Origin of the sequence: Gimesia sp. (assembly GCF_048260065.1) — a bacterium.
Taxonomy (GTDB): domain Bacteria; phylum Planctomycetota; class Planctomycetia; order Planctomycetales; family Planctomycetaceae; genus Gimesia.
This window is the reverse complement of record NZ_JBLXHC010000007.1, coordinates 321,871-344,645: the sequence shown is the minus strand read 5'-3', so window position 1 is coordinate 344,645 and position 22,775 is coordinate 321,871. Positions and strand designations below refer to the sequence as shown.

The following is a 22,775-nucleotide window of genomic DNA, read 5'->3' as shown; positions in this document are numbered from 1 at the left end:
ACGTTATGAGTATCCTACCTCAATCATTATATTCCCGTCGTGATCTGCTGAAGAAATCAGCCGTCGGTTTCGGGAATCTCGCCTTACTCTCCATGTTGAACGACGAAGCCCAGGCTGCGAAATCGAATGACCCTCTCGCACCGAAAGAGCCGCACTTCACGCCTCGGGCCAAGCGGGTGATTTTCCTGTTCATGAAGGGGGGGCCCTCCCACATGGATACGTTCGATTACAAACCGCAACTTCAGAAATATGACGGCAAGCCACTCCCCTTTGAAAAACCACGGGTGCAGTTTGCTCCGACCGGTAACCTGCTCAAGTCTCCCTGGAAGTTCAAACAGTACGGCGAGAGTGGTATCCATGTCAGTGAGTTGTTCCCGAATGTGGCGGAATGTGTGGATGATCTCTGTATCATCAATTCGCTTCACGGTACCAATGCGGCTCACGGGGGCGCGTTACTCAAACTGCATACAGGCAGCGATGCCTTCGTGCGTCCCAGTATGGGCTCATGGGTGACTTATGGACTGGGGACTGAAAATCAGAACCTGCCCGGCTTCATTACGATCTGTCCGACTCTGGCTCACGGCGGTGTGAAGAACTGGAGTTCTGCCTTCCTGCCGGCCCCCTATCAGGGGACACCGCTGGGGAATGCGGCGGTTGCTGCCAAACAAGCGCAGATTGAATATATCAAAAATGATTTTCTCTCCCGCAAAGTTCAGCGGAAACAGGTAGATTTCCTGAACGATCTGAACCGCATGCACCAGGAAGAGACCGGCCCCAATCAGATTCTGAACGACCGCATTGGCTCGTTCGAACTGGCGTTCCGCATGCAGGAAGAAGTCCCCGAGATTCAGGATATCTCCGGCGAAACCGAAGCCACCATGAAGATGTACGGACTGGATGAAGAGAAAACCGCTGATTTCGGTCGACAGTGTCTGATGGCCCGTCGTTTTGCCGAGCGGGGTGTGCGTTTTATCCAGGTTTCACACAGCGACCAGAAAGTGCAGTGGGATCAGCACGGCAACCTGCTGGAAGGGCACGGAAAAAATGCCAAAGAAGTCGACAAGCCCATTGCCGGGTTGTTGAATGACCTCAAACAGCGTGGACTGCTGAAAGACACCCTGGTCATCTGGGGGGGCGAGTTCGGTCGGACTCCGACGGCACAGGGGAAAAATGGACGCGATCACAACCCGGAAGGCTTTACGATGTGGCTTGCCGGCGGTGGTGTGAAGTCCGGCTTCAAATATGGTGCCACCGATGAGTTCGGTTACTATGCTGCCAAAGATAAAATGCACATTCACGATTTCCATGCCACTCTGCTGCATCTGCTCGGTATGAACCACGAAAAACTGACCTACCGATACGCGGGCCGTGACTTCCGCCTGACCGATGTGGCCGGCCATGTGGCTCACGGAATTCTGGCATAGTCTGCAGGCAGACTAACTGTCTAAAACACTTGTTCAAATAAAACCCTTCTTCCTGTGAAGAAGGGTTTTTTGCTTTTCCGCTTCAGAAAAGTGCTGATTTCCTGATCGGAACGGCTGTAGAATCCGTTTCTGTAACCATCAGGCAGTTAACATGTGAGTCAGCTGCGATTGAAAAACGTGTTCCGGAAAGACTATGATCGCAGGTTGATGTTCCGGTATATAATGTCTTCAAGGCGATAAGGCAGCCTGATCCAGTATGATACAGCCACGAACAGGTTACTTCTGCTATCCCTTTCGCATTAGCTTGCATGTCGGGTGGGACTGTTCTATGGTGTCATGCCGCGGTAGTTTATCGCTTGAAACTTCAGCAATTTTTTTATGAAAACAGTGATATGGGTTCCAAAGATAAAAAGAAATGGCGTTCCACAACGATATTAACAGTGCGTCATAACGGTCAGGTCGCCATCGGCGGAGATGGACAGGTGACTCACGGCGACACGGTGATGAAAAGCGATACCCGCAAGATTCGTAAGATTCTTGACGGGCAGGTTGTCTGTGGTTTTGCCGGTTCGACCGCCGATGCGTTTTCACTACTGGAACGCTTCGAAGTCAAAGCCCGGGATTATCCGGGTAATATGCCCCGGGCGGCAACCGAGCTGGCACGCGACTGGCGCACGGATCGCGTACTGCGAAAGCTGGAAGCGTTGATCATCGTCGTGAATGACGAACACAGCCTGTTGATTACCGGTCAGGGGGATGTGGTGGTGCCTTCGGACGGAATCATCGGTATCGGCTCCGGTGGCAACTACGCGACCGCGGCAGCCCGGGCGCTGGTCGGACATTCCCAACTGTCGGCTGCAGAAATTGTAAAGACTTCGCTGGGAATCGCATCAGACATCGATATCTATACGAATAATAATATCATCGTGGAGGAGCTGCAGTGCAAGAGTTAACACCTCGACAGATCGTCGCGGAACTGGATAAACATATCGTCGGTCAGGATGACGCCAAACGCGCTGTCGCGATCGCCTTGCGAAACCGCTGGCGCTGGCAGCAGCTGCCTGATGAGTTGCGGAATGAAATCACGCCTAAAAATATTATCATGATCGGGCCGACTGGTGTCGGTAAAACGGAAATTACACGTCGGCTGGCAAAGTTGATCAATGCCCCCTTCATCAAAGTCGAAGCGACCAAATATACCGAAGTGGGTTACTATGGGCGCGATGTGGAAAGTATGGTTCGCGATCTGGTTGACTCGGCGAAAAATCTGGTTCGCGAAAAGAAACGGGTTGAACTGGTCGACAAAGCCAAAGTCCGCGTCGAAGAACGACTGCTCGATCTGCTGATTCCCCGGCCGGAATGGGAAGCGTCTTACAGTGAATCTACCGATGACGGCAAGGAAGAAAATTCGCAGGAACGCTACGAACGGACCCGCGACAAGTTTCGGAAAATGCTGAGCCAGGGAGCACTGGAAGAGAAAGAAGTGGAAATCTCCGTTGATCAGAAAAGCTCACCCGTGCAGGTTTTTTCCAACATGGGAATGGATCAGATGGACGTGGATCTGCAGGGGATGTTTGAACGCATCATGCCTCAGCAGAGTAAGCATCGCAAAATGTCGGTGAAAGAAGCACGTGGTGTTCTGCTCGAACAGGAAGTCGAAGGCTTGATGGATAAAGATGCGATTGCCGAAGAAGCCGTGCAACTGGCGGAACGCAACGGCATCATTTTCATCGACGAACTTGACAAGATCTGCACATCGGAAGAAGGGGGCAATCGCGGTGGAGATGTGAGTCGCCAGGGAGTGCAGCGCGATCTGCTGCCTATTGTGGAAGGGACGACCGTGCAGACACGGAGTGGATCGGTGAAGACGGACTATATGCTGTTCATCGCCGCCGGTGCCTTTCATCGTACGAAACCTTCCGACCTGATGCCCGAACTGCAGGGGCGTTTCCCGATTCGAGTTGAACTGCAGGAACTGACGCGTGATGATTTCCTCAGAATTCTGACCGAGCCGACCAGTTCGATCACGATGCAGTATCAGGCGCTGCTGGAAACGGAGGGCGTGAAGATCAAGTTTGAACAGGATGGTCTGGAAGAGCTGGCAAAAATTGCGTTTGAAGTGAATCAGACGACGCAGAATATTGGTGCCCGTCGTCTGCATACGATTCTGGAGCGTCTTTTGGAAGAGGTCAGCTTTGAAGCACCCGATCTCAAAACGAAAAAGATTGTGATCGACGCTCCCTATGTTCAACAGAAACTGCATTCGATTGTGGAAGATGAAGACCTCAGTAAGTTCATTCTTTAATCTGGGAATGTAACCATAAAAAAACTCCCCGTTTCTTTTGAACCGGGGAGTTTTTTGTTTAAGGCTATTCCAATCAGCCGACTGTTAATATTCGCCGATTACTTTTCCATCGCTGATTTTTCCCAGATTTTCATAAGTCGTTCCGTCAATGTTTTCACTGAGGAATCGGACGCCGCCATCACCCAGCAGGAAGTGGGCTCCCCCGGTATGCTGACTGCTGAAAGCCCAGGCCAGTGTTCCGTTGATGAGGGAAGAAGGATGGTTCTCCATTTTCCATACGACGGAAGCAGTTTTGCCGTTATCGTAGTAACCGACCCAGATACCTCCATTGTAGGTGACGGAGCCTACGCGTCCCCGTGCCGTTTCGCCGATCAGCATGGTGTTACTGGCACCATCGGTGAGATCGCGCAGTTTCGTGTTACTGTTGGACCAGAAGGAACCATTGCCTCCGGCTGCATTATGAGGGCTGGAGTTGACCGTCGTTCCAATTCCACGACTTCCATACACGGCTTTGTAGTTCGATGTTGCGTGTCCGCCTCGATCGGAATTCAACGGACTGCCGGTATCTGAAGGACAGCGAAACAGCGGGATCGTGGTTTTGGATTCATCTGAAGGAGTGAGCACCAGGTGTGTGCCTTTTACATTGAGTGCATTGTACATGTTTGCCTGATCAATAAACGGCAGTAACATGGTTCCCCAGCCCCAGCCAGGCAGACAGCTGCCAGTGCTGACTGAAGATGGTTGACAGGAAGCAGAAGTTGAGCGTTGAACCCAGCCTGGAGGAAAGCAACGGTGCGTTTCATGGTAATTGTGCAACGCCAGTCCGATCTGTTTCACGTTATTCTTACAGGTACTGCGTCGAGCAGCTTCCCGTGCCTGCTGCACGGCCGGTAATAATAATGCGATCAGAATGGCGATAATCGCGATCACTACAAGAAGTTCAATCAGGGTAAAACCGGTTCTCTGAACCGACGCGGATTTGCTCCGGGGCTGCATCTTGACTCTCCAGTCGTTAAAATTGTGAAACGTATTGAAATAGAATGCAGACACTGATGCCTGCAAGATGAAAGACGGCGGGGTTTCTGGTACTCTTTTGTGGGGTCGATATCTATAAGTACCGATATGAAAGACGCGGGAAGCGGCTGACGGAGCTGATTTCAACTCTGCAGACTAACGCTTCAGTGTTGAATACCGAAAACAGAGCGAATCTCACGCAGAAAAATTCATTTTTTTCAATTTGATTGCGTAATTCTCGCGATATGAACTTATCGCAGATTTTTTAACGGTTCATCGTGTCAGTTTACTGAACATTACTCTCAGGTTCAGACAGATTATACCATCGTGAAGGAGCAGGGCGTGGATGACGACTGGGAATCAGAATATGATGCCGATTACCCGGACGAGTCGGATTTTGATGAGGAGACATCAACCATCGTCTGCCCCAACTGTGGAACAGACGTGTATGAAGAAGCGCCTGCCTGTCCCGTCTGTGGAGAATATATCAGCGTGGACACTCATCCTTTCAGCGAGCGTCCCCGCTGGTGGGTCTCGCTGGGAATCGTGGGTGTCATCGCGACCATTATTGCCCTCATATTTCTTTCGTAATCTGAATCAAAAGAATCAGCCGTATGACTTTGCCTCGCATCATTCTGGGTTCCCGTTCACCGCGCCGAAACGAACTGCTCAGACAGCTGTTGCCAGAGACTCAGATCGAAGTGATTCCGCCTGCCGATCCGGAGGAACCAGGATTCGAACTCCTGCATGACCTGGATGCGATCCAGCAGCAGCTGATTTCCATCTGCACTGCCAAGAATGAGGATGTATTTCAGCAGGTACAGAGCACCGGGGATGATTCAATTCCAATCCTGACTGCAGATACAATCGTTGTCGTCGAACGGGAGTCAGTGGGGCTGGTCGTCGTAGGACAACCTCCTGAAACTTCTGACTGGCAGGAGACTGTGCGGGAGTGGTTCCTGAATGACTACGCGGGGAGCACGCATCAGGTACTGACGGGGGTCTGCCTGCGAGTCAATCAACGGGTCATGGTACAGACGGCAGAAACCCGGGTGACCTTTCATGACTCAGAATATGTGCGCGAGCGGCTGGACTGGTATCTCTCCACACGGGAGTCGTGCGGCAAGGCAGGGGGATATGCGATTCAGGGAGCCGGGAGTATTTTTGTGAACCGCATTGAAGGCAGCCTGTCGAATGTTGTAGGATTGCCTCTGGAAACTGTGTTCGAAATGTTGAAACGTTCACAAATCGTATAGCTCACGAATTCGAAAACTGATTATGACCATGATTCAGTGGAGTACTACGGAAGCCCCGGAAATTCAGATCGGGGATCGGGTGCTCTCTTCACGATATTTTCTCTCGCCGCTGGCTGGATATACGCAGCATGCCTTCCGGGTTGCCATTCGCGAACTGGGGGGCGTTGGTCTCTGCACGACGGATCTGGTACTCGCTTCGCATCTGCTTTCAGGCAGTCGAAAATCGAAGGCACTGTTGACGACATCTCCCGCCGACCGACCTTTGACCATTCAGATCTTCGGAGGCGTCACAGCTGAACTGGTCGCCGCGGCCCGCTGGCTGGAACAGCATGGCTACTCTGCCGTCGATCTCAATATGGGCTGTCCCATGGCCAAGATCAACGGCAACGGAGGGGGAGCCCGCATCATGTGTGCCCCGGATGCTGCCTGCCAGATGGTGGCTGAAGTGGTCGACGCCGTTTCCATTCCTGTGACGGTCAAGATGCGACTGGGCTGGGATCGGGATTCGATTACCGCGCCGCTGTTGGCACGAGAATTCGAGCAGGCAGGCGTAGCAGCGATTACGGTTCACGGACGCACCCGCAGTCAGGGATTTGGGGGAACCGTGGATCTGGAGGGAATCAGGCAGACTGTTGAAGCCGTTCAACAGATCCCTGTCATCGGTAACGGTGATGTCTGTACGGTCGAAGATGCATTTCAGATGCGACGGCAGACCGGCTGTGAAGCGGTCTCCATCGGTCGGGGGGCTATGCTCGACCCGTGGATCTTTCGCAAGCTTTCCCAGGCCGTCAGCGAGGAACCGGTAACGGAACCGACCAGGGAGGAACAGATTCGGTTTCTGGAACGCCATTTTAGTCTAATGTTTGAGCAGCATGAACTGTATGGCTGTCGTTTGATCCGCAAGTTTGCCGCCTGGTATGGTGCCCGCCTGGGGATTCCGGAAGATCTGGAGGATCGATTGCGAAGACTGGAGTCAGACGAGGAGTTTCAGGAAATCCTCGAACAGATTCGCAGTCGACACGGCGAGCGGGAATCATCGGTTCCGACTGCTTTGGTCAAGACACCAAATGGCCCGGTCGAACGCTGGTAATTGGAACTGTCAGTAAAAAAAACAGCCTCCTGAAAAAAATCAGAGAGGCTGTTTATTTTGATGCTGCAATGAGCTGACTACGGTTGCGTGATATTATTCACGAATATCGTTGCCGCCTGCGTTATTGATGTCCACTCCCAGATCCAGCAGGAACCAGTCATCGCCACGGGCAACGGCACCGTATAGCTGATCGAGTTCGTGATCGTCGAAGACCGTTGTACTGTCGAGTCTGACGTTATTCACGCCGGCAGCAGTATTTTGCACACGGGTACGAATACTGTTGACGCGATCTCCGAATGGATCAGCCGAGATCCATTCCTGGTAAATCGCAAACAACTGAATGATACCGTTATCATAAACAGTGGATCCACCAATCAGGATGTCACCATTCGCACCATAGTTTCTGTAAAGCTGTTCGTTGTGGCCACGGATGTAGTCGGAACCTGTACCGCCGATCAAAATATCGAACCCGTCAGGACCGCCTTCCAGAACATCATTTCCATCGCCACCGATCAGAACATCATTTCCTCTGCCACCCTGCAGGAAGTCATTCCCCTGACCACCGAAAATCATGGTTTCCCGGTTATAGAAGGTGTCGTCGACAACAATGACGTCATCTCCGGCCAGTCCCCAGATATACACGCCTCCTGTGGGAGCGTATTCACCCACAGTCACACCATTGATCCGGACCATAATGATATTGGTACCAGAGGTTTGGGAGAGGAAGATATTATCGTTGGCCTGAGTACCTGTAATGAACAGAGCCGATTGACCAGGACGGTTCGGATCGGGCCGCAGGCCGACATAGTTCTGAGGTATTACAGTGACCAGGTAGTCTTCGACTTCCCCGTCAGCGGCTGCACCCGTAGTTGAAAGTCCGCCAGCAGAACTGAGACGGAATCGTGCGGCGACCTGGCCAACAACAAATTGTGCTCCTGGCGGAAGAACAAAGGAAACCGCGTTGCTGCCGGCAACCACAGCATGGCTGCTGAGGATCTGCTCGTCAGCAGTCCAGGTACCGTTTCCGTCGAAATCAACCCAGGCATCAATAAAACCTGAACCAGTTGAGAAGATCGTGACTGTGGAAGCAGTATCTCCCTGAATCATCGGGCTGAACAGTACGCCGTCCTCGCGACCCAGGAGTGATTCATCCAGGTCAGCTGACAATGATTCCTGTCCATCCAGGTCAGCAGTGACTCTCGACCCCAGGAATAATCCGTTGGCATTGATCGCGTGCCGAGCCCCGTCTTCGGCGATCAGGTTCGGGAAGGAAGGAGGGGCATCTCCAAAATCGACAAACTGGGCAACAATATTTGCAGTTGAAGTTTTGGTTACCGGAGTTTCTGTTCCGTCTGGACCTGCAAATCTTAAGACGACTCCCCGGTCGTAATCGACAACATACAGGTTATTATCCGGACCAAAGGTGACGCCATAAGGCAGTTCAATCGTGGCCCCGTAAGTGTAGCTGCCACTGTCAACCAGGTTACCCGTGACAGTATCAAAACGCAGGATGCTTTCGGTGGCCCCATTGGCTACATAAAGTATTCCATCCCGGATAGTCAGTCCGCGTGGATTATTCAGTCCACCTGTACCAGCTGCAATAAATGGTCCACCTGGTACCGCAATACCATTCGAATCAAATTTCAGGATTTCACTGTTACCGAAGCTGGCAACATACAGGTTTCCGGCTGCATCAAAGTCCAGACCATAGGGAGCATCCCCATTCAACTCTAAGGCGTCGATAAAGGTGAAGACTGCACCTGTTGCAACGTCGATTTGAAGAACCTGCTTCTGTAACCCGGTCGTTCCAACATACAGGTAGCCATCGGGACCAAATGCAATAAAGCGCGGTTGCGACAGGGAACCCAGTGATGCAATTAAATGGTTAAAGGTACCAGTCCGGCCATCATACCTCAGGATCTGACCGGTAGCGGAACTGGCGACATATAAATAATCACCACCGGAATCAAACGCTATACCGCCAGGGACTTTAAGTCCACCCGAACCTGGTATTACGAAAGGTTGATTCGTTGCAGGTTCGCCTGTCTGTCCATCAAACCATTCGATCGTGTGGTCAGATCCATCAGAACCTTCAAAGCCATTACTGACAAACAAGAAGCCACCTTCATCAAAAACCAGATCACGGGGACTGTTTAAATAGTCTTCCGAGATAAATTCGCCAAGATAGTTACCAGGCTGACCCTCTCCTGTGTCTTCGTCTTCGTAAGAAGCTGTAATCGTTTCACCAAATACGACTTCGAGTACACCGTTTCCGGTTACCAGTGTTCCCGGCGATGATTGAATGGTTCCCTCGAATCTGCCATATCCGGTTTCGGTCAGTACAACAGTTTCCAGATCTCCGCCACTGGATGTGACGGTGACATTGATTGTACTGGTACCGTAGAGGTCACCATCGATTACGATGATTTTAATCAGTTCACCCGATTCGTAATCTTTAACCAGACCGCCCGGTTGGTATTCGTCGGCTTCAAAGAAGATCACACCGTTACGAGATTCAGTCAAAGTAATCTTGTAATCTTCGACTTCCCCATCCGGTGCCAGTCCGGTCACACCCAGTCCGGCCTGAGTACTCAAGCGGAAGCGGGCATACGTATCACCAATGACAAAGTCGATTCCCGTGGGAATCGCAAACTGGGGTATGGAATTCATGCCATCGGTCACGTATTGATCGGTGACAATCTGTTCGCTGGCATCCCAGACGCCGTCCCGGTTGAAGTCGATCCAGCCCTGCAGGTAACCCTCTCCTGTTACATAGACTTTAATCGTCCCGAATGCATCGCTGGCAGCGATGCTTGAGGTTTCATTACCATCATGATCCAGGAAGAACACACCGTCATCGTCGAGTCCGTCGCCGAGTGCGTCAAGACTCGGCTGACCATCAAGTTCGTAGTCAATGGTCGTTCCCAGTTTCAGGTTTCCTTCGAGGCTGTGACGGGCACCACCTTCAGTAGAGTTCGCTGGGGTGCCCAGCAAAGTCGGGTAATAATCAGGGGCATCACCAAAATCCAGACCGAAATTAGCAGCGGTAGACAGGCCGAATGCCAGAGTATTAATACTGTCCTGGGAACCGGAGAATATTGAAGTCAGGAAATCGGTCCCAAATACCACGTTAACATCGTCACCCGTACCAAAGAACCCGTCGTTACCGACGCCGGCAAAATCAGCTACGCCGCCCCCCCCGATATCGATCAGTTGGATGGATGCATTCGTGTTATCAGTATGAAACAGACCGAAAGTGTGTCCTGCTTCATGGGCCACGATATTTCCAACTGTTACTCCAATCAGATCAATCATTGAAGCAGTAAAGTCTTTAGAAATAAAATTCAGTGAATCAGCTGCATAGATCGGGTTTGAGCTACTGAGTCGATCAAGAAGAACGACCGCTGTTTCTGTTGTGTCAAAATTTCCAACATCGATGGATTCAGCAATCCCGATGGTTGTGACTCCCCCCAGTTCAGCGATTGTACCCCCAACGATAATGCGTGTCAGATTGGGGGTATTAAATTCATCCAGTCCTGGATTATCACGACTGTTTAAAATCCGAATACCATAATCACCGGGGTTACCGATAATATCACCGGGGTAACCATTAATATTACTGGTACTTGTATCATAGTATTCACCGTTATTCCCGGTTGCTCCAACGAGATTAAAATTCTCCATTACCCTGGCGATGATTGCATCGATCACCTGGTTTTCGACAGCCTCATCAGTATCAGAGAGTCCCCAGTTGGCGAGAAAAGAATTCAAAGGAGAGAGCGTCGCGCTCGAAGAGGGTAAGAAATCATAAAAGATGGAAGGATCAACAGTCGCACCATCAAAGTCAAGGTACAGTGTCTGAACCGCATTGGTATCGATTAATTGAGTTTCCAACGCAGGACGGAACACTTTCAGTTCCAGATCATAATAGCCTGCAGTTCCCGTCACAGAGATATAATATCTTCCTGCAGTCGCTGCTACGATTGAAGCAGAAGCATTTCCGTCTCCAGGTAACGGGCTTTCAGCAGCATAGAGGTCTTCCATAAAACGGGATGACTGGAAAAGTAATGTTCCATCAGTACCGTACAGTGATACCGTTTGACCAGCACCAAAGACGTTGGCACCCAAAATGTCACCGGCTTCCAGGTCAACCGCATAATAATCGATGTCTGTGGCATTCAGACTGACTGTGAGATTATATGTTCCTTCAGAACTTGAATTGGCTCCGACTCCGCCACCACTGGCAGGGTCAAAGGGGTCAGTCGGAAAACCGATGCCAACGCCCGTATTATATCCCCCGACCATGAGGTAATAATCACCATCCAGGGGCGCAGTAAAGACCAGGTAGCTATCGAGGTTGTTTCCACTATCATCGTCACTGGCGAGAAGGGTACCGGCACTGCTGTAAATACCAACGACAGGATCCAGACCGAAAAATTGAGAGGCATCTTCTGCGGAAATAGTCAGTTGGGCACCAGCCTGGAGTCCAGCGATGCGATAAAAATCATAGTCACCAGTGCCAGTTCCGCTGCTTCCGTGTGGACCATTTCCTATGGTGGCCCCCAGAATCTGTACTTGTCCACCAAGTCCCAGATTGAGATCGTTGGCCAGAGTGATAGAACCATCGTCTTCAGGGAAGAAAAAAGTAGGGTAGGTTTGTAGTGATGCATTAGCCAGATAACCGGCCAGATCGACTTCTGGATCGTCATCAAACCCCGTGCCGAAGCCTGTAATGACTTCCGCGTTGACGATATCGTCATTCGAGCCAGTGGTACCAATAGTTTCGTTTTCATGTGTTGAAAACGAAAGATAATCAACAGGATTTTCTACCTGTCCCTTATCTTTACTGCTTAACAGCTTTTCTTCTTCCGAGGTCGGTTGCGCTGCTTCTTGTTCTGCCTGGGATTGCTGCGAAATCAGAATTGTGGGCGGTGGAACCGCGCGACCATCTTCAGTAATGCCATAGCCACTTCCAGGTGGCAGGGAATTTCCAGCCGATAGAAGTGTCCTGTCTTCCAGGCACTCCACAGTTGAGTAAGAGTTGGTCAATGAATATACGCGTTGATTTCTTAATCGTTTATTGCGTCCTTTCAGGAGCTGATTGAGAAACGAACCGATTCGACCAGGCTGGTGACGACGTTTAGTTCTCGTAAACATCATTTGCATCTTTCCATATCATGCCAAAACAGGAAACTCTGTCTTAACGAGTCGCGTGTCTTTTAAGAGTCTTTGTAACTCTTGTATTTATAATTATTTATAACTATCTGGGACCGTGTATTTTGCTAAAGAAATACCAGGCAAAGGTAGTTGACAAAAATCGACAAACCTAATTATCTGTTAAAATGGGCAAATTTTAAGATAGATTGTGCAGCAGCAAAACTATGTATGTCAAGCAAAAGATAAAAAAGATCAATCGAAAACAAGCCGTTCGTACTGGTTTTAGGGGCTGTGACCGCTGCTACGGATGGTCTCTTACGTTCTGGACGTCTGAAACTGAATTTTCTCACAATAGTAAAGGGGGTTTTCAAAGTTAATTACATGTTCAGTTGATTCCGTTGAACTCGGTGGACTGAAAACCTCCAAAAAAGTCATCTGTTTCCTCAAAGTCGTTATTTGTAAGTAGTTTACGTTCTCCGGGATTCAACTCAGGTTGCATCAGCAGATTGTCAGGAGAATGCTCATAGCCGAGCAGATGGTTCAATTCATGCAGGAGAACAGTCAATAAATCGATGTGTCCAGCAGCAGTACTAAACAATCTGGCATCAAACAGTCCTGTCGTGGAAGCATTAAATTCTTCATTCAGCAAAGGAGTCGCATCGACAAACCATCCCCAGCCTGCCGCATTGATATCCAGATAAATGGTGTTGTTTTCTGCGTCCGCTTTGGCCAGTTGATTCTGAGGCAACTCCACAATCTCAATTTTTACATCAGCCAGCGTTTCTGTTACGGAATCATCATACACATCGGCAAGTTGCTGTTTTGCTGCTTCAAGAACCGGCTCAACCTCATTGGTGGTGATCGCCGGAGCTGCTGATTCATCTGGATTGATCAGCGATGTGATCAGAAAATTCTGTTGCCAGACTTCTGAATAATTCGACGGATAAGTGAGTATGTTCTCGCCTCCCTGAACCTTTCCATAATTTGACACCAGCAGGATCAGATCGCGATAATCTACTTTGCCGGATCGGTCCAAATCTGCGGCCCAGGCGTTCTCTGCACCGGTGCTGCCGGGGGTCTTGCCATAAACTCCAACAAGAGAAATCAGATCACGGTAATTGATAATTCCATCATCGTTCAGATCATAGAGTGCCGGAACCAGTGTTAAATCGACGGCAGCTCCTTCGGTGACCGTGGCGTCCCCCTGCGAAGATGTCAGAATACTGTTTGCGATCTGAAAATTCAGATTGGCAACCGGATGGATGTATTCACCATCAGCGTTTAAGGGGATCTGCTTAACGGTCAGTTTTACCCGGGCCAACAGGACGAGAGTTTCAGCACCGTAGTCATCCTGGTTAGTGGCAGCACCCAGTCCGGTGATGGTCCCTGTTTCATTGTCGACAACGCCAGTCTTGTTCAACGTAAATCCTGGGCCATAGACTATAGAAGCCACCGTCAGGTAGTTCGCATCAAAGTTGAAGTCAACCTGGGCTGCAACCAGACCATAATCTGAAGAATTGCTGATACTGACCCAGATTTCGACAATGACCGGATTAAACTCATCAATAAAACTGGCATTGGCGGGAAGCGAACCTGTCTGACCTGAGGTACCGACATTGGTTGACTGCCATTTGACAGTCAGATCTGCACTTCCCTGAATTCCTTCTGCTTCAAAAGCGCCCAGATCTATGAGAAGGGTTGAGTCATTATTGCCATCAATGACACGATTGACGCCTCTCTGGTCGAGTGTGAGTGCCGGATCAAAGATGTTGCCATCAAAGGCTGGATTACCCGCGTCTAACGCAACACTGTTAGAATTCAATGCATGAGTCTGGGTCAGCCCGCCATAATCACCCAGCGGCAGTAAGCCCGGATCCTGCCCTGTAATGTAATTCGTTGTTTCGTAGAAGTCGGCGCCACTTGTATTTTCAATCAGGCTGTAACTGCCAGACAGGTAACCAAAGACGTCTGCGCCATCGGTAGACGCTGTATTGTCAGCAATAATACTGTTGTTAACGGGGAGGGCATAACCAGCCGAAAAGACCCCACCACCATAACTACCTGAATGGTTGTCGGCGATGGTGCTGTTGTGAATGGCGGAACTGACAAAACCCTGGGGATCTGAATAGTAAATTCCAGCACCATTTTCGGTCGCTGTATTTCCGGAAATCGTGCTGTTGATGATGAGTGATGTAAAGGCGCTATTATAAATTCCGCCTCCACTTCCCAACAGCGCATCATTCAGTGAGATCGTGCTGCTGTGTATCGTCAGGTCTCCCCCATTCTGGACCAGGCCACCGGCATTACCAGAACTGTAATTATCATGAATAGTAGAAGCGGAGATGAGAGTTGTCGCCCCTTCTATATAGAGACCGCCGCCGCCTGGCTGACTGTCTGTATGATTGCCGATGAACCGGGAACCGTTGATGGTCAACTCACCATTCAACTGATAGAGCCCGCCTCCTCCTCCCAGCGATGCCGAGTTCAGGGAGACAGTACTGTTGATAATAGAAACATCAGCATTTGCAGCATAAATACCGCCACCATACCCATCGGCGGAATTGTCATCCAGAGTCGTGTCTGTCAAAGTGACTGATCCGCCTTCGCTGGCGATAGCGCCCCCTGAAGAATACTGTGAGGAATTGTTCTGGAAAAAAGAATCACTGACCTCCAGGGTCCCGGTGTTGTAGATCGCACCACCATACCCGCTTGCAGAATGGTTATTCACCAGTTCGCTGTTAATCAGAACCAAGTGTTCCGCATTATAGATCGAGCCTCCGCTAGCAGTGAGCTGCCCATTCGTCAGCTTCAGGTTTTGCAGAGTGACTTCCAGAACATTCGCGTCATTATCTGTGATATTGAAATGGCGGTTTAATGTGCTCTGGTTCAGCGTCAGTAAAGGTGTACCGGCTTCTGACGTCGGTGCAATGATCGAGACATCATCACTGATGAGAAGTTGCGAAACCAGCTGGATGGTTTGTTCCTGCCCGTTGAATAAGGCCGGATCAAACATGATGATGTCGGCTCCATTGCCTTTGGGAGATACGTCAACGATGGCATCCGTGTTAGCGGCCAGCATTGCTTCACGTATTGAGACTTTCCTGTCCGATGAATTAAGGTTATCTGACAGCGTTGTGACCAGGATTACTCCCTCAGGAGCAATTGAGAAGTTCACGGTTGCCGTATTTGAGTAGAGCCCCAGGTTGTCTTTCACACGATACGTAAATGACCCCAGTCCCATGTAACCCGAGCCGTCTGCAATGTAGTTGACCGTGCCATCCGCGTTGGCGGTGATAGTACCGTGCGCGGGCTGCTGGACGATTTCAATGGATGCCAGATCTAAGGTGCCATCGCTGTCTGTATCGTTAGCCAGAAGATCGATGGGAGCAGGTGTGTCACCCTGCAAGGTAAAAAAATCATTATTTGCGACAGGCGGAGTGCCCACGATGACTGTGACGACCTGATAATCCTGCAGGTCTCGGAAATTTGCTACATAATTGGGATCGTCGGGGTTGGTTTGCTGAAAACCAACGGCAACAGTGATTTCATAAATCCCAGGGGCCAGACCCGCTGTGGGACTGACAGTCAGCAGGCCGGTCGTGATATTAACGGAATAAACCAGTCCCGAAGGGGCAGTAACGGGGACCGCCAGTTCGCGGGTGCTTAACTTGTCCTGGTCATAGAAAAAAAAGTAGTTATTGCCGTTCGGAGTATTAAAGTCGACGTCCGTGGCGGTCAATTGATATTGAATCGAAGTGCCAGGGCTTACCTGCAGGTCGGGAATGTCTTGCAGGTAGGGATTCGCATTCTCATAGTAATAATATAATGGGAAGGAATCAGGGGTAGCGTTTACCTGAAAAGTACGCTCCGTCGTATTTCCATTCTGATCCTGGGCCGTCACCGTAATCGTGGAGCTTCCGGTATAACCTTCCGCTGCCGTCAGGACCAGCGTTCCATTTTCCAGATCAGAAAAGACATCGATCGTTTCAATTTTAATCGTAAAGTCGGGAATACCATCCGTGGTCGAGATATTGCTCAACGCCTGACGAACGTCTTCACCCTCAGTCAGGAAACCGAAAATGGTATTCTGGAAATCATATTCTCGAGAGTAGCCACCGGTGATCGAGAATCGCGAGTCGTTCTGGTCATCAGTGGTGGTCGGAGTCCTTCTGTCCGGGATTGCCCCTGTGTCAGGGTTGGGGGCCGGCTTATACATGGAAAGCAGACCGGACTGAACGTGTTGCAGTTCCCTGTGGAACTGATCGTCAAAATAGCCCAGGCCAGAGTCGACCAGTCCCGATTCGGAATGATCGCCCCCCTGTATCATGCCATTGATAATCATATCGAAAATCTGATTATCGTAATATCCGCTATTGGCCAGTTCGATAATCCGTTCGGCAGCGCGGGAAGCACGCCCTTCAAACAGTTCGAAGACCATATCGCCATAGCCTTCAACCGAAATCCGAATACTGCGGTTACCAGAGAGGATTCGTGCTGAAATCTGACTATTGCTGCTCTGGACTGTGTAGGTCAACGCACTGTTTTCTGAATCATACCCATCCAGGGCAACATGCAGTCCCGTCCCTGAATACAAAGTCTGGTCGGCAATCGCTTTCAGAAATGGGTCGTCTGATTGAGGGATTGCCACATTAGTTGCTACTGCGAGATCAGCAACTGAATTGATCGTGCTGCCATCAATCAACGTTCCGTCATCCAGTTTCCAGACGGGGTGCAGGTTGCCAATTTCAGTGATTGCCACATCATCGGCACTCAAATTTAATTCCCGATTCGCATCTGTGATATCGACAAATTGTAGAAACTGTGCGCCATCTTGCAGCAGTGCTTTTTGCTCTGTCGTACTGGCATCCCAGGCAGCTCCGTAGAGTGTGACATTCGCGGCTGTAAGCGCTTGAGCGAAAGCAACGAGATCCTGGCCACTGAGCAGTGTGCGGTCTTCCAGCTTTTCTGTGGCGGCAAGCGGGGCAGTGGTGGGTTTCAGTCTGCGATGATGTTTAGTTCGCCGCGGACGCCACAGGTTATCGATGAATTTTGAGATCATTAAACTGGTATCTTTATATTACATAAATCTTTGCTGTTGAACTTGATTCAAGCCAGGCAGATTCCACTTGGAGAGAAATCGACCTGATTGTTCAGTTAATGATTTTAAAGAGGTGCCCCTACCTAACAAAACAGGGAAATTGGAATGTTTCCAATCTTTAGCGGAAATGTGAGGTATGGGTGGCTTGTTTGTATTTGACATATGCAAAATACAATCTGCACCGAAAATGACGATTGGATGTAAAAAATCTAACAAAACGATCGGGAAGCCAACATGAAATGTTGATTTAAGTCAACAAACTGGAAGAACTTACGGCACCCACTCATTTTTAAGTCACCTCTTGAGATTCAGAAAAAAAGTTTTTGTTGTCGCTTCACTGACTGATTAAAATAAGCAGAACCAGCAGTCAGTATGTGGTGCAGAATGGAGTGTAAGTCTCATCATATAAATACCTTAAGAGAGTGGATGAGTTTGCTCTCCCGCAAATTTGAGATCACTCGCGACAGGAGCCAGACAGCTGGGCTGAGACGTTACTTTTCAGTGTTTTGAGCGTCATAATGCTGAAAGCAATGTCCGTTGATTTCCTGACACATCAAACGAATGGTTTGATTTGTCTTCTCGTTCTGGTTGTTTTTTTAAATGACTCCTGGAGGCAGTTTGAGCATCGCATCACACAGCTATCACTGGATGAAGACAGGTTTTCGCCCTGCAAAATCGCGTCTTTCCCGCTGGAATGCCACAGCCAGTCAGATTATTCAGCGTTGTACAGCACTGAAGAAAATGACCGATGATCAACTGGAACGCTATTCGCTGGAACTGCGCTGGCGTGCGAAATCGGGAGAGCCTCTTAAGAAAATCATGCCGGAAGCGTATGCACTCGTACGGGAATCGGCCTGGCGAACCTTGAAGATGGAACACTTCCCCGTGCAGCTCATGGGGGGCATTGCCCTGTTTGAGGGAGGCATTGCCGAAATGCAGACCGGTGAGGGCAAGACCCTGACAGCAGTTCTGCCGGCTTACCTGCGTGCACTGATGGGCAAAGGGTGTCACGTGATTACGGTCAACGACTATCTTGCCAAACGTGACTCTGAAATCATGGGGCCGGTATTTAATAAACTGGGCCTTTCTGTTGGCTGTATCACTTCAGATATGGAAGATGAAGATCGACGGATAGCCTACGGTCTGGATGTGACCTACGGTACGGCGAATGAAATGGGATTCGATTTCCTCCGCGATCGGATTCGGATTGGAGCGTCTGCCCCCGGTCAGCTGGAACAGGCGATTACCAACCATAAAAACTCCGGCAAGGAGCCACTGGTTCAGCGCGGCAACTATTTTGCATTGATCGACGAAGCCGACAGTGTGTTAATTGATGAAGCCAGAACCCCACTGATTATCGGACTAATCCAGCCGAATGATGCTGCTTCTGTGAACCTGTTTCGCTGGAGCAACCGGGCGACGCACCAGTTGGAGTCGGAAGTGGATTATGTTTATGAGCCTAAAAAACGGTCATCCTATCTGACCGATCAGGGCTGTCGCAAAGTTCTGCTGATGGCGAAGCCTTCTCTGCTGGACTCGATTGATACTGAGCGCATCTACAAACAGGTTGAACAGTCACTGGTGGCTCGTTTCGGCTTCCTGAGAGATCGTGATTATGTCGTCGTCGATGATGAAGTCGTGATTGTCGATGAATCGACGGGGCGTATGATGGAAGGGCGGAAATGGCAGGATGGACTGCATCAGTCCATCGAAGCTCAGGAGCATGTTCCCATTACTGCCGCTACAGGCCAGGCCGCTCGCATCACAGTCCAGAGCTTTTTCCAGAACTATGCACATCTCGCAGGAATGACCGGTACCGCGGCTCTCGCGGAAAAAGAAATTAAGAAAACCTATAAAGTTTCCGTGACTTCGATTCCCACGCATCGCCCCGGTATTCGCAAAGGAAGTCCGGCGCGGGTCTTTAAAACGATGCATGCCAAACGAATGGCTGTCGTGGAAGAGATCGAACGTCTGCGGTTGAAACGCTGCCCGATTCTCGTCGGTACCCCCTCAGTCGAAGCGTCTGAAGCACTCGGCGACCTGCTGGCGATGAAAGCCATCCCGCATCAGATATTGAATGCCAAATACCATGAGCAGGAAGCCGAAATCGTCCGCAAAGCAGGTGAGCCGGCACGTGTGACTATCGCTACAAACATGGCCGGTCGTGGAACTGACATTCTGTTAAAAGATGATGTGCGTGCGAACGGGGGGCTGCATGTGATTGCGACAGAGATGCACACCTCGGCCCGTATCGACCGTCAGCTCATCGGTCGGTCTGCCCGGCAGGGCGATCCCGGGCACTATCAGTTCTTTCTCTCGCTGGAAGACGAATTGCTCCGCTGTCTGGAACTGAGTCAGCTCGAGAAGCTTTCCAAATCTGCCAAGGCAGATAAAAACGGGGAGCTGTCTCCAGGCTGGCTGTCATTCTTCAAGAATACACAGAACTTCCTGGAGAAGCTGCATCGAAAACAACGACGCGATATGCTCAAGCAGGAAAAGAACCGCATCGAAATGTTCCACAAAATGGGGCTCGATCCTTACCTGGAATGGACTGAGTAAGTCGTCCGATTCTCAGGTTTTTGCAAAGCGTTTCTGTGCATTCTCCCAGGTGATCTGCTTTTCGATCTCCATGCCCAGTTGTGACTCTTTGAGTTTATTCAGGCTGGATTCCAGGTAGAAGAAGGGGAAATAGGAACCGAACAGGATCTGCTCGTAAGGCACCTGCTCCATGATGTTCTCAATCCCGCCAACCCCTTCCAGCATGGCGATCTCGATAGTCAGATTCGGGTTCTCGGTCAGTCGAGTCAGACTGGCACCCCGTAGCGATTTCATCCCGTTCAGAATCGTGACCTGCAGACCGTCCTGTTCCTTCATCAGTCCCGGTAACGCTTCAAAATTCACATCGGGAATCCGCATCAATTTGTGCTGAGTCCGATCGTCCTCCATCCGCATGGCGATCTGAATAAACAGTCCCCGTTCAGCAGCCATCGCAAACAGTTTTTTCGACTCCGGGCTGCTCAGTTCATATTCATGGTAATTGGGATGCAGGCGAATGCCGGGCATCTTCCATTGTTCGTGGCAGGCGATCACATCGTCTTCCCAGCCTGGCAGCGTGGGGTTGATACTTCCGACAGGGACCAGCAGATCCGTACCCTGGGTCTTGCAGTCGTCATACAACCGCTGATTCACCGCGCGGATGTCTTTATACAGCAAACCATCAAAGCTCCCGGCATAGGCCCGGCTGATCTGGCTGCGCTTCAGCTTACTCACAAGTTCTGAAGTCGTGTCGCAAGGCAGTCGACGAAAGGGCCAGCGGGAAAGATACACGTTCACATCGCAAATCATACTTTGATCCCTTTCTCTTTCAGGATGGGAGTCAGCAGTCGTTTGAGATTGCCCCCCAGGATCAGACGCTTGGAAACTTCAGGGATGTCCGCCCCCTGGACTTTTGCCAGTTGAGAGGAGAAACTGCGTCCGCCGATATCGCTGCCGTAAAGAACGCGATCTGCCCCCAACGCCCGCACCGCCATTTCCGTGATTCCAGCAGTCGGATCGGAACCGCCAATGCCGGCGTAGACGTTCGGTGAATCCTGAATCGCTCGCAGCCCCAGTTCATAGTCACCACCGGTATGCCCGCAGATCAACGGGACATCCGGATGCCGTTTGGCCATCAACGCGAGATCACCGGGCGTTGATTCCCCAATCAGATTTCCCCCGGTTTTGTACCAGGTATGCTGGTAGATCAACGCTTTCAGCTCGGCGGCCCGTTTGATAATCGGGTCAATCGAGGGATCATTGCAGCGACTGGCGACCCATAACTTGACGCCAATCATCGGACCATTTTTCACACAGCGATCCAGTTCCGCGATGCTCTCATCCACATACTTCGCATTCAGATAGACAAAGCCAAACGCCCGGTCGTGCCAGTGGCTGATTGCCTGCAAGACCTGATCGTTCTGCTTGCGAAACTGCTCCGGCGTGGGGTCGGTCAGAAACGGCCAGCCCATAAAGAAGATGAGTCGCTCCACACCCATGCGGTCAGCATAAACCATCAGCTGCGCGATGCGCTCGTCGGCGGTTTTGCCGTCCACCCCCGAGAGGTGGCAGTGTAAATCCCAGATCATAGATAACTCTTTCTGATGTCAAACGGTCAGGGAGTGGCTGATTGAAAACTCGCCTGGGGCGGATTCGCGTAATGTTGCCAGATCCCCTCTGTGCGGGCGAGCGCAGGCCCGTCATGTACGAGAAACCGGTAGCGGCTGATATGTGGTTTTCCCGGATCGATTTCCCAGTCACCCAGCGGGCAGGGGGTGAAGACCATATAAGGCATCGATGGGTGAATCCGCACCGGTTCCGGAAAGCGAAAATTATCGGGGTTGCTGAGAATGGTAAAACCGCTCCAGGGCGCTTTCGTATCAGTTCTGCCGGAAATATCACACCAGCGGGACCGGTCATGGTTTCCGTTCTCTCGGGTTTTGCCATTGGAATTCAGAAACTGACAGTTCTCTTTCGTCCATCCCCGACCCCCGCGAATGGCCATGCCGCCATAATGGTACTGGGGGAGTTTCAATGGAGACTCAGTCGCACACCGCAAATCCGAGGTGATGTCATACATCCAGTAGGCGGGATCTTTCGCTGGTTGATTCCACACGCGAATGCCCCACGTTTCCAGTAGAGCGGGGGTTTCTGATTCGCCTGTCAGATCCACATGTTCCTGGGTCACGATTAATTCTGCAAAGACCGGCCCCACCTGTTTCGAGACCAGATTTTTAAATCGAACCCGTCCTTTTTTACTTTTGATTTCCCAGAAGTTGGTCGGGCGTCCTTCAAAAACCGCTTTGGTGAAAGCAAAAAACTGTCCGCTCTGATGGGCATGATCCGGGGGGAATTCATCCGAGACAATCTTTCCGCTCGGCGTCCAGATGGGATGAATGTGCGCGCTGCGACCATACAGGGGATCCAGCGATTCAGGTGGCTCAATATGTTTATAGTTGTAGCTTAATACCGGGTGATCACCAATCAGGATCTGATAGGCTTTGTCAGTCTCTTTGATCGTCAGCTCCTGCGCGGGGGAAATCGTGCCCGGATGGATCTGAAATTCGCGTGTTTTACCGGCGGCTGTTGTTCCAGGGGGAATCCACCAGAGTAAATCGGCAGACTGCTTTCGCTTTTCAATCTGCGCGGGGATCGCGGTCATCTTCGCATCGGCAGTTTCGATCAGAAAAACCTGCTCCGCTGAAAATCCAGTCTCGGGAAGCTCTACGCAGACAGGCTCATTTTCGAGCGGTGATTTCCCCGCGGTGAAGCGGACTGTTCCCAACGCCCCGTCAGCAGCTGCCAGATAATCCGGTGTCAATGAAATCAGGAACAGAATGAAAAAAAGGGGGATCTGTAACCAGATCTTGGATAATGTCATTTCAAACTCTTTGTC

The 22,775-nt window shown here is 50.6% G+C and carries 13 protein-coding genes; 7 read left to right on the top strand and 6 right to left on the bottom strand.

What is annotated here, in order from left to right:
* Nucleotides 1-5: 5 nt before the first annotated feature.
* From ACN0YN_RS15725 to hslU, 3 genes are all read left to right on the top strand, one after another.
* Entirely contained in the window at nt 6-1,424 is a 1,419-nt protein-coding gene (locus tag ACN0YN_RS15725; protein ID WP_417385970.1) for a DUF1501 domain-containing protein, read from the top strand.
* 392 nt (nt 1,425-1,816) lie between these two features.
* The gene (gene hslV / locus ACN0YN_RS15720; protein ID WP_417385969.1) at nt 1,817-2,377 is read left to right on the top strand and encodes an ATP-dependent protease subunit HslV; all 561 of its coding nucleotides are present in this window, start codon (nt 1,817-1,819) and stop codon (nt 2,375-2,377) included.
* Complete coding sequence (gene hslU / locus ACN0YN_RS15715; RefSeq protein ID WP_417385968.1) at nt 2,365-3,729, top strand: ATP-dependent protease ATPase subunit HslU; 1,365 nt, start codon at nt 2,365-2,367, stop codon at nt 3,727-3,729. The genes hslV and hslU overlap by 13 nt, the downstream gene beginning before the upstream one ends.
* An 84-nt stretch (nt 3,730-3,813) precedes the next feature.
* Here hslU and ACN0YN_RS15710 read toward each other — a convergent pair whose 3' ends face one another.
* Nucleotides 3,814-4,725, bottom strand: a complete 912-nt coding sequence (locus ACN0YN_RS15710; RefSeq protein ID WP_417385967.1) for a DUF1559 domain-containing protein — start codon at nt 4,723-4,725, stop codon at nt 3,814-3,816.
* 360 nt (nt 4,726-5,085) lie between these two features.
* Here ACN0YN_RS15710 and ACN0YN_RS15705 point away from each other — a divergent pair, with 360 nt between their 5' ends.
* Genes ACN0YN_RS15705 through ACN0YN_RS15695 form a run of 3 tightly spaced genes read left to right on the top strand, consistent with a single transcriptional unit; the run spans nt 5,086 to nt 7,089 of the window.
* The gene (locus ACN0YN_RS15705; protein ID WP_417385966.1) at nt 5,086-5,334 is read left to right on the top strand and encodes a zinc ribbon domain-containing protein; all 249 of its coding nucleotides are present in this window, start codon (nt 5,086-5,088) and stop codon (nt 5,332-5,334) included.
* Nucleotides 5,335-5,357: 23 nt separating this feature from the next.
* Nucleotides 5,358-5,999, top strand: a complete 642-nt coding sequence (locus ACN0YN_RS15700) for a Maf family protein (protein WP_417385965.1) — start codon at nt 5,358-5,360, stop codon at nt 5,997-5,999.
* 22 nt (nt 6,000-6,021) lie between these two features.
* Nucleotides 6,022-7,089 carry a tRNA dihydrouridine synthase gene (locus ACN0YN_RS15695; protein ID WP_417385964.1) on the top strand — a complete coding sequence of 356 codons (1,068 nt, stop codon included), beginning with the start codon at nt 6,022-6,024 and terminating at the stop codon, nt 7,087-7,089.
* Between the two features lie 93 nt (nt 7,090-7,182).
* Here the strand turns inward: ACN0YN_RS15695 and ACN0YN_RS15690 are convergent, their stop codons facing one another.
* The gene (locus ACN0YN_RS15690; RefSeq protein ID WP_417385963.1) at nt 7,183-12,249 is read right to left on the bottom strand and encodes a GEVED domain-containing protein; all 5,067 of its coding nucleotides are present in this window, start codon (nt 12,247-12,249) and stop codon (nt 7,183-7,185) included.
* Nucleotides 12,250-12,631: 382 nt separating this feature from the next.
* On the bottom strand, nt 12,632-17,305 hold the full coding sequence (locus tag ACN0YN_RS15685; protein ID WP_417385962.1) for a peptidylprolyl isomerase: 4,674 nt from the start codon (nt 17,303-17,305) through the stop codon (nt 12,632-12,634).
* 657 nt (nt 17,306-17,962) lie between these two features.
* On the opposite strand from ACN0YN_RS15685, the gene ACN0YN_RS15680 reads away from it, so the two are divergent.
* Complete coding sequence (locus ACN0YN_RS15680; RefSeq protein ID WP_417385961.1) at nt 17,963-19,903, top strand: translocase; 1,941 nt, start codon at nt 17,963-17,965, stop codon at nt 19,901-19,903.
* A 12-nt stretch (nt 19,904-19,915) separates the two neighbouring features.
* Here ACN0YN_RS15680 and ACN0YN_RS15675 read toward each other — a convergent pair whose 3' ends face one another.
* Genes ACN0YN_RS15675 through ACN0YN_RS15665 form a run of 3 tightly spaced genes read right to left on the bottom strand, consistent with a single transcriptional unit; the run spans nt 19,916 to nt 22,760 of the window.
* Nucleotides 19,916-20,689 (bottom strand): amidohydrolase family protein, encoded by a 774-nt coding sequence (locus tag ACN0YN_RS15675; protein WP_417385960.1) that lies wholly within the window; start codon nt 20,687-20,689, stop codon nt 19,916-19,918.
* Complete coding sequence (locus tag ACN0YN_RS15670) at nt 20,686-21,468, bottom strand: amidohydrolase family protein (protein WP_417385959.1); 783 nt, start codon at nt 21,466-21,468, stop codon at nt 20,686-20,688. Before ACN0YN_RS15670 ends, ACN0YN_RS15675 begins: the two co-directional genes overlap by 4 nt.
* 26 nt (nt 21,469-21,494) lie before the next feature.
* The gene (locus tag ACN0YN_RS15665; protein ID WP_417385958.1) at nt 21,495-22,760 is read right to left on the bottom strand and encodes a PmoA family protein; all 1,266 of its coding nucleotides are present in this window, start codon (nt 22,758-22,760) and stop codon (nt 21,495-21,497) included.
* Nucleotides 22,761-22,775: the final 15 nt, after the last annotated feature.